8 protein-coding genes and 1 tRNA gene are annotated in these 8448 nt (G+C 64.1%); 4 read left to right on the top strand and 5 right to left on the bottom strand.

What is annotated here, in order from left to right:
• Positions 1 to 1280 (bottom strand): family 43 glycosylhydrolase (locus RMO25_RS06980; protein WP_309661882.1); only part of this gene is annotated, 1280 nt, incomplete at its 3' end.
• Between the two features lie 76 nt (positions 1281 to 1356).
• Here RMO25_RS06980 and RMO25_RS06975 point away from each other — a divergent pair.
• Positions 1357 to 2370, top strand: a complete 1014-nt coding sequence (locus RMO25_RS06975; protein WP_309661881.1) for a glycoside hydrolase family 43 protein — start codon at positions 1357 to 1359, stop codon at positions 2368 to 2370.
• Positions 2371 to 2411: 41 nt separating this feature from the next.
• Here the strand turns inward: RMO25_RS06975 and RMO25_RS06970 are convergent, their stop codons facing one another.
• The 3 genes from RMO25_RS06970 to cpdR form a co-directional block, all read right to left on the bottom strand.
• A complete protein-coding gene (locus tag RMO25_RS06970) occupies positions 2412 to 3941 on the bottom strand; it encodes an MFS transporter (protein WP_309661880.1) in 1530 nt (509 codons plus the stop codon).
• Positions 3942 to 4245: 304 nt separating this feature from the next.
• A tRNA-Val gene (locus RMO25_RS06965) sits at positions 4246 to 4320 on the bottom strand.
• Positions 4321 to 4410: 90 nt separating this feature from the next.
• Positions 4411 to 4788 (bottom strand): cell cycle two-component system response regulator CpdR, encoded by a 378-nt coding sequence (cpdR, locus tag RMO25_RS06960; RefSeq protein ID WP_309661879.1) that lies wholly within the window; start codon positions 4786 to 4788, stop codon positions 4411 to 4413.
• Between the two features lie 99 nt (positions 4789 to 4887).
• Between cpdR and RMO25_RS06955 the strand changes: the two genes are divergently transcribed.
• Complete coding sequence (locus RMO25_RS06955) at positions 4888 to 5748, top strand: N-formylglutamate amidohydrolase (RefSeq protein WP_309661878.1); 861 nt, start codon at positions 4888 to 4890, stop codon at positions 5746 to 5748.
• Between the two features lie 172 nt (positions 5749 to 5920).
• Here the strand turns inward: RMO25_RS06955 and RMO25_RS06950 are convergent, their stop codons facing one another.
• A complete protein-coding gene (locus RMO25_RS06950; RefSeq protein WP_309661877.1) occupies positions 5921 to 6712 on the bottom strand; it encodes a SapC family protein in 792 nt (263 codons plus the stop codon).
• Between the two features lie 211 nt (positions 6713 to 6923).
• Here RMO25_RS06950 and RMO25_RS06945 point away from each other — a divergent pair, with 211 nt between their 5' ends.
• A complete protein-coding gene (locus RMO25_RS06945) occupies positions 6924 to 7358 on the top strand; it encodes a hypothetical protein (protein WP_309661876.1) in 435 nt (144 codons plus the stop codon).
• A 97-nt stretch (positions 7359 to 7455) separates the two neighbouring features.
• Positions 7456 to 8448 (top strand): DEAD/DEAH box helicase (locus RMO25_RS06940; protein WP_309661875.1); only part of this gene is annotated, 993 nt, incomplete at its 3' end.

Raw genomic sequence — 8448 nt, 5'->3', positions numbered from 1 at the left:
TCCAGGCCCGGCGCAACCGAAGCGTGACCGGGGGCGGTCCATTCCCGCGTTGATTTCAGCAATGGCTCGACCTGCTTGACGTAGGGGCCGAGCGGGTGATCGGCAACCGCGACACCGATGCCATAGGCCGGGCTGGCAAAGTCGTTGCCAGCATAAAACAGCCAGTAGCGACCCTGTTGGAAGGTCACGAACGGCCCTTCGATGAGGTGCCCTTCCCACCCTTGGTCGTTGGTCAGCACCTGGGTTGGTCCGCCAAGCAACGAAGTGCCGTCATCGGCCAGCCGCTGCGCCCAGACCGGCGTGGTCATCGCATTGAGGATGTCCGGCGCAAGGCCGCCGTCGGCCAGCGCCTGCCTGACCCGGTCCCAATTGTTGAGAACGGCGGCGATGAACGGCTGCATCAGGAAGAAGCGTTCCATCGGCCGGCGCCCGTTGGCCCAGCCGACGATAGCCGCTGCAAAGGCGGCGGTGCGGCGATCCTGGTCGCTTTCAAAGACGGCGGCGATCAGATCCGGATTGTCGCGCAGCAGCCCGGCGAGCGGTCGCGGCCAAACGCCATTGCTGTCATCCTTCCACAGCAAATAGCGCTCGCCGTCTGGGTCGATGAAGATATGCGCGTCGATCACGCCGCCGCTCAATGGGGCGCCGGCAATGCCGGTGGTGTTGACCGGCCGGCCCGTCAGCAGCGGGCGCCCGATGTCGGCCCACGGGCCCTCGGGGCTCGCGCTCTTGGCGAGCCCGACCGCCAGCGCGTTCGAGGTCTGGCGGGCGGTGAAGCACAGCCAATATTCGTCGCCCACCCGGGCCATTTCCGGAGCCCAGAAATCGGCGACCTTGACGCCCGTGGCGGCCCACGCCGGCTCCGCCCCTTGCGGAAAAGCGAAGCCTCGATGCTCCCATTGCTCCAGGTCATGCGAATGGAGGATTGGAAACGCGTCGGGGGCATCGTTGGACGTGGCGACGAGATAATAGCCGTCATTGGTCTTGAGCACCGCCGGATCGCCATAGCCGCACAGGATGGTTGGCGAAACGTTCTCGGTCAGCAGCGGCTTCCACGGAGTTGCGCTTGGCGGATATTTGGTCACGCCGGCAGAGATATGCGGCAGTCCGGTCCCGAAATCGCGCGCCAGCGCGGCGAAAAAATCAGCCGCGTCCTGCTGCTCGCGGCCGGCAATCGTATAGCTGCCCGAGGCGCCGTTGGATCCGCGCACGTCGATCCGCGCGCCCTCCCCGGCTTCGTGGGCATCGATTTCGAACGATAATATACGGCGGTTGCTCATCGACGCGGCGATACGTGCGCCGATGCTGGATGAGAAGCCCTTCCGGTATTGCCTGTCACCGCCTAGGGTGGGTCCCATGCTCACCGCCCCGCGCACGCTGATCGCCTTCGCCGCTCTGGCGCTGACGGGGTGCGCAACGCTGACCGGGCCGGCACGTTTCACCAACCCGGTAATCGACGCCGACTTTCCCGACCCCGCCCTGATCCGGGCGCCGGACGGTTACTATTACGCCTACGCGACCCAAACCAGGAGGGGCGATAAGTGGGTCAACATCCAGCTCGCTCGGTCGTCCGACCTAGCGAGCTGGCAGCAGCTCGGCGATGCGCTTCCAGCCAAGCCGGCTTGGGCGTCTAAGACCCAGGACTTCTGGGCGCCCCACGTCCAGCGTCACGGCGATACCTATTACATGTATTATTCGGCCAAGCCCGACGCGGCATTGGCCGACGACAAGCGCGGCCTGTGTCTTGGCGTGGCTACCGCCGGCGGTCCGCTCGGCCCGTTCGTTGACAAGGGCATCCCGCTCATTTGCGGAGACGGCTTTGTCAACATCGACCCGATGGCCTTCGACGACCCCGCGACTGGCAAGCATTTCCTCTATTGGGGCTCGGGCTTCCAGCCGCTCAAGGTGCGCGAACTTAGGTCCGATTTCATGTCGTTCGCGCCGGGCAGTACAGCGACCGACCTGGTGCCGGTGATCAAGAATGATGCGGCACACTATCAGGAACTGGTCGAAGGAAGCTGGGTCATCCACCGCGGCGAATATTATTACCTGTTCTACTCGGGCAATAATTGCTGCGGGCCAAAAGCCCATTACGCCGTGCTGGTCGCCCGCTCGCGCGCGCCCACCGGCCCGTTCGAAAAATTGGCGCCCAACCCGGTCATAATGGAAGCTCGCGGCAAGTGGATCGCGCCGGGCCACAATGCGATAATCACCGACGCGCGCGGTCAGGACTGGATGGTATATCATGCGGTCGATGTGCGCCGTCCGCGAGTCCTTCCAAGTGACGAAATCAACACGCGGCGGGTCATGTTGATCGACAAGATCAGCTGGCACGATGGGTGGCCGCGGGTCGATGGTCCCTCGGAGTAACGCCGCCTGATAATCCGGGCGATATACGGGCGTTGGTCTTGCTAGACGCCGGTCGCGGCGAACACGTGGCCGTTGGGATCGAGATCGCGCAGGTCGCGCCCGCGCGTCTCCTTCCCGAACCATGTCACCAGCGCCAGGGACGCGATCGTCGGGATCGTGATCAGGAGCGCGACCAGCGCCAGTGCCGGAACCAGGGCCAGGATCGCAAGCAGTTGAGCGAACACTCCGCCGGCCTTGCTGCAGGCTGCCACCAGCCCCGTAGTCCGCCCGCGAATCCTCAGGGGAAAGCTCTCGGCGGTATAGGGCAGCAGCATTGCAATCAGGGCGTTGGTCCCGACAATCAGTAGCGCGACTGGCAAGACCGGGCTGCCGTTGCTGGTCAACTCCAGCCGCAGGACTCCGAGTAATCCGGCGAACGTCACCGCGATCGCCCCGGCGACGGACCATTTCGCGCTCCACCGGCTATACGCAAAAGCGACTACGAAAATGGTCGGGAAAGCAATCAGCGCGGACTCGGCCAGAAGCCTGCTTGAAAGCTCCGTGCTGTAGCCTTTGGCGACGAGGTCGGCCGGAAGCCACAACAGCAACCCGAAGTTGATCAGGCCGTAGCAAATTGCCGCGAGGCAGAGGGCGACCAGCTTGCCAAGAAAGGCGCGCCCGCTGAGCGCCGCCGACGGGCCCTTCAAGAGCGCGGTTTCCTCCGCGTGCGTGGTGCTGCGCGCCTCCGACCCGAACCGCTCCATCACCTTGCGCGCTTCGTCGCGGCGGCCGCGGGCAAGGAGGAATTTGGCGGATTCCGGAATTAGGGCGCCGAGCAGGACAAGCGACAAACCTGTCGGCAAATTGAGCAACCACAAGATGCGCCAGCCGAAGGTCGGCTGGAGCAAGGCGGAAAAGCCGCTCGCGGCGAAATAGCCGCTGACCGCGCCAAGCCCGCCGACCAGCACCAACGCCCAGCCGCGGTGCTTGCTCGGCATCATTTCGGCGAGCAGCGCATAAGTGACGGGCAGCATGCCCCCGGCGGCCGCGCCCATCATGAAGCACATGCCGATGTTCCAATAAAGCGAGGGCATGGCGCCGCAGATCGAGGTTCCGACGAACATTACGGCGGACAGCAGGATCGACGCCTTGCGGCCGTAAACATCGGCGATGATGCCCCACAGGATCGAACCGACGACTGTTCCGGTCAGCGCGGCAAAAGGCACCAGCGACGCGGTCGCCTTGGACACGCCATATTCGCTGACCATCCCGGGAATGGTAAAGCCCAGACTCGCTGGTTTCATGATGTCGATGACCAGCGCGACCACCAGCACCGCCATCAGTGCCCAGTGCGCACGCGTCAGCGGCGCGTCCTCTGGCGGTGAGACGACAATTTTTTGCGAGGCGGCAAGTTGCTTTGAGATGTTGCTCGGCAGTAGTCCGTAGGCGGCAATTGCGATGCCGATCACGATCGCGCCCATTCCCGCGATCATTTCGCCGTCTATTGGCATGCCGGACAGCCGGTAATGGGTCATCCGGCCCATCAGGAACATCGGCAGGTGAAGGAGCACTCCCGCCATGACCGCAGACACGCCGAGGACGAACGCCCACGATCCCCTTCGGTCAAACAAAGTACTTGTGCTCAACAATTTGATTTCTCCAAGAGACACGCCCAGCTCGGTTGGCTTACGTGCGTCAGTCCTATCGGCACAACGGCCGCCGGAGAAGGAGCTCCCAGAACAGGCTTATGACCGCTTTGGGTCGAAAGCGGACATTAGCCGCTTCGAACGCCTCCGGTCCCACTAGAAATCTCAGACAACAGTTCAATTGCACCGGCCGAACCCTGCAGAACCACGAGGTGCTGAACGTTAAGCTACTGAAATACTGAGAAGAAAATGGTGGGCGTGGCAAGGATTGAACTTGCGACCCCTGCGATGTCAACACAGTGCTCTACCACTGAGCTACACGCCCACACGGGAACCCCACCAAAGTCATACTTTGGTGGAAACCTTGGCGGCTATCTAGGGATGGTGACCAAGCGGCGCAAGCGCGATTGGCGGCTTACAATCGGCCGTGCTGGTCCTCGGACTGGAAGATCCGGTCGACTTCGGCGACGAGGTCTTTCAGGTGGAACGGCTTCGACAGCAATTTGGCTTCCGGCGCCGTCCGCCCGCCCTGCAGCGCGACCGCGGCAAAGCCGGTGATGAACATCACGCGGATCGCGGGGTCGATCGCCGACGCCTTCTGGGCAAGCTCGATGCCGTCCATCTCGGGCATGACGATGTCGGTCAAGAGCAGATCGAACCGCTCGGTCTCGAGCAGTGGCATGGCCTCGGTCCCGCAGCCGACCGCGGAGACCTCATAGCCGACGCGCTGCAGCGCCCGCTGCAGATATTCGCGCATCGACGTATCGTCTTCAGCCAGCAGGATTCTTGCCATCGCCCCCTCCATATGCGCCCATCATTTAACATTTTCCAGCCGCGGGCCAGCCATTCCTGCGTTGACCGGCGAGCGATCGTCCTAGATTGAGACGCTCGCGTGGCTGCCCTGACCCCTTATGCGAGACCGCTCCCGGCGCCGATCGTCCATCCGCCGCGCGGTACGGTGCCGGTGCTGCTGTCAATACCGCATTCGGGCCGCGACTATCCCGAATGGCTGGTCGCAATGGCCGCGGGCGGGCGCACCCCGCTGGTCGCGCTCGAAGACCCTTTGGTGGATCGGCTGGTATGGCGCGCGGTCCAGCGCGGCGCCGGCGCGGTCATCTCGCACACGCCCCGGGCCGCAATCGACTGCAACCGGGCCGAGGATGACGTCGATCCGGCGGTGATCGAAGGCGGCTATCGCGGGCGGGTCAGCGCCCGCGCGCGCGGCGGGCTGGGCATCGTCCCCGGCCGCACCCAGGCCCACGGCTATCTGTGGCGCCGCCCGATCGGCCCGGCCCAGCTCGACCAGCGGCTCGACCAGGCTCACCGCCCCTATCATCACGCGCTCGAGCGCGAGCTCGAGGGGCTGGTCGACCGGTTCGGCTGCGCAATGCTGATCGACTGCCATTCGATGCCGCCGCCAGCACCGGGCGTGGCCGAGATCGTGATCGGCGATTGCCACGGCCGCAGCGCCGCCCACGTGGTCAGCGCCGAAGCCGTCCGGCTGGCTCGGGCGGCGGGCTTTTCCGCCGGGCTCAACGCGCCGTTCGCCGGCGGCCATATCACCGAGCGCCACGGCGCTCCGGCGCGCGGCGTCCACGCGCTCCAGGTCGAGGTCGACCGCACTTGCTACCTCGCCGACGACCTGGTCACCCCCGGGCCCGGCTTCGATCGCGTCGCCGAGCTGTTCGAAACGCTGGCGGAGGGTCTCGGCGCCCTGCTGCTGGACCGCGCGTTCGCGACCGCTGCAGAATAAAAGGCATTCCGAATGTAAAACGGCCACCCCGCCCGCAAAGACGGGGTGGCCGAGGTTCAGAAATGAGGCCGGTCGTGCAGGGGGAACACGAGGCCTGCTGAACGAAATCCAAGATAGGATTCCGGGTTACGGTTTCAACCGTCTCCCTTCGTCCCGGGACAGGCCGTGCGAATTATGCGTCGGCGGTAGCCAGTTGCGGCGTGGCGACCGGGCCTTTGCCCTGCATCACCTGGCGCGAGAAGACTTCGCGGATTTGCGACAGCGAGAACAAGTGCGCGTAGATCAGCGCCAGCATCCCGTTCTGGTTCATCTTCCTCAGTTCGTCGCCGCGAAGTTCGCGCAACTTCTCCTCGTCGACCATCTGGAAGCCGCGATAGATGAACGGCTGCTCGGCGCCCTCGGGCTGGATCGCGACTTCGCCGTCCATCAGCAGGCCGGATTTCTTCAATTCCTCGATGAACGCCGCGGTGCGCTGGCCGGCGGTCTCGAACTGCTCGCAGAACTGGAGGACAGCCAAAGTCGCCTGGCTCGGCTGGTCGCCGTCGAACAAGGGCTCGCCATCCTTGAAATCGCCGATCGCGCCCGCGGTCGGATCGACGCACAGCGACAATTCGTCGCTGTCCGGGCGCAGCCGCGCCAGCAGGAATGGATAGCGCCGCATATAGGCCGGCACGTACATCATGGTGTCGAGCAGCTTGCCCTCTTCATTGAGGAAGACGTTGACGCCCTCGCTCAGGCCCATCAGCACCAGCGGCACGGGTTGGTCGCCGATCGAGAACACGATCGGATAATGCCGCTGGAGCAGCGCGAATTCATCGACCGTCGCCGGGATGGCATGCGTCGTGGCGATGCCCGGGGCTTTTTCGATCGCCCGGATCTTCATCTTGCCATGCTCGGCGACGTTGAGCGGAACGAGTTCGTTATAGAATAATGGCAGGGTCTGGTTCGGCGCGGCAGTCGCCATTCGATTGTCTCCTGGGATCCGGGGTTGAAGCGCGATCGGCGCTATCTTCCTTACCGGCAAAGATTTGTCGGCGAGCCTCTATTCCGGGATGCAAGTTCTGGCAAGGCCGCGCATGATCCCGCGGCAGGGCCAGCGAGCGTCGGGCGAGCATAATTCATTGATCATTCAAGCCGTCCCTGCAAAGCCGCGGCCCATGATGGCTGTTCGCTAAGTGCCCATATCGATTTTCCTCGCCATGTTTCCGCTGCTGCTTGGCCTCGCTTCCGCTCCTGCGGACGCGCCGCAGGTGAGCGTCCAGCGGATGGTCATCGAGCAGTCGTGGGTGCTGCGCGTGCCGGTCCAGCCGCAGCGCTTGCCCCAGCGCTTCGACTGGGCCGAAAGCAAAGGCCCCAAATGCGTGCCGGTGAGCGACATCCGCGGCGCCTTGCTGCTGGGCACCGACCATGTCGACTTCGTGCTGCCCGATCGCCAGCGTATCCGCGCGATTTTCGACGACGACTGCCCGGCGCTCGACTTTTACGGCGGCTTCTATCTCAACACCGAGGATCAAAGACTGTGCGCCAAGCGCGATTCGGTCCACTCGCGGATCGGCGGCAGCTGCCGGATCGCGCGGTTCCGCAAGCTCAACCCAAAGATCAAGGACTGAGCTTTCCTTGACATTTTGACCGGCTCGGGGTTAGCCCGGTGCCAGTTGCGGCCGCTCAGCGGGAGCGCTCGCCACCCTCATTTTTCCGGATACTTGAATGTCTTTTGCCGATCTCGGCCTTTCCGACGAATTGCTGCGCGCGGTTGCCGACAGCGGCTATGGCGAACCGACCCCGATCCAGCGCGGCGTCATCCCCTCGGTCCTGATGGGCAAGGATATCATCGGCATTGCCCAGACCGGCACCGGCAAGACCGCCGGTTTCGTGCTGCCGATGATCGACATCCTCGCCCAGGGCCGCAGCCGCGCGCGCATGCCGCGATCGATGATCCTCGAGCCGACCCGTGAGCTCGCCGCCCAGGTCGCCGAGAATTTCGTCAAATACGGCAAGTATCACAAGCTCTCGATGGCGCTGTTGATCGGCGGCGTGCAGATGGGTGACCAGGTCAAAGCGCTCGAAAAGGGCGTGGATGTGCTGATCGCCACCCCCGGGCGGCTGATGGACCTGTTTGGCCGCGGCAAGATCATGCTCAACGGCTGCGAGCTGCTGGTCATCGACGAGGCCGATCGCATGCTCGACATGGGCTTCATCCCCGACATTGAGGAAATCTGCTCGAAGCTGCCCAAGTCGCGCCAGACCTTGCTGTTCTCGGCGACCATGCCGCCGCCCATTCAGAAGCTCGCCGCCAAGTTCCTGAGCGACCCCAAGCGCGTCGAAGCCACCCGTCCGGCCACCGCCAACGTCAATATCGAGCAGCGGCTGGTCGAGGTCCGTCCCGACAAGAAGAAGGATGCGCTGCGCGACATATTGCGCTCGGCCGAATTCAAGAACGCGATCGTCTTTTCCAACCGCAAGACCACCGTGCGCGAGCTCGCCACCAGCCTCAAGCGCTCGGGCTTCTCGGTCGGGCAAATCCAGGGCGACATGGACCAGTCGAGCCGCATCGCCGAATTCGACCGCTTCAAGTTGGGCGAGATCAACATCCTTGTCGCCTCCGACGTCGCGGCGCGCGGGCTCGACGTCAAAGGCGTCAGCCACGTCATCAACTTCGACGTGCCGTGGCAGCCCGACGATTACATCCACCGCATCGGC

This window comes from Sphingomonas sp., from assembly GCF_031361285.1.
Taxonomy (GTDB): domain Bacteria; phylum Pseudomonadota; class Alphaproteobacteria; order Sphingomonadales; family Sphingomonadaceae; genus Sphingomicrobium.
Note: the sequence above shows the minus strand (reverse complement) of the source record. Positions and strands in the feature narration are given on the sequence as shown.

Bases quoted from the DNA above. Each gene is read 5' to 3' on its own strand.
- cpdR (WP_309661879.1), bottom strand. From the start codon at position 4,788: ATGGCAAGAATCCTGCTGGCTGAAGACGATACGTCGATGCGCGAATAT.
- RMO25_RS06975 (WP_309661881.1), top strand. From the start codon at position 1,357: ATGCTCACCGCCCCGCGCACGCTGATCGCCTTCGCCGCTCTGGCGCTG.
- RMO25_RS06950 (WP_309661877.1), bottom strand. From the start codon at position 6,712: ATGGCGACTGCCGCGCCGAACCAGACCCTGCCATTATTCTATAACGAA.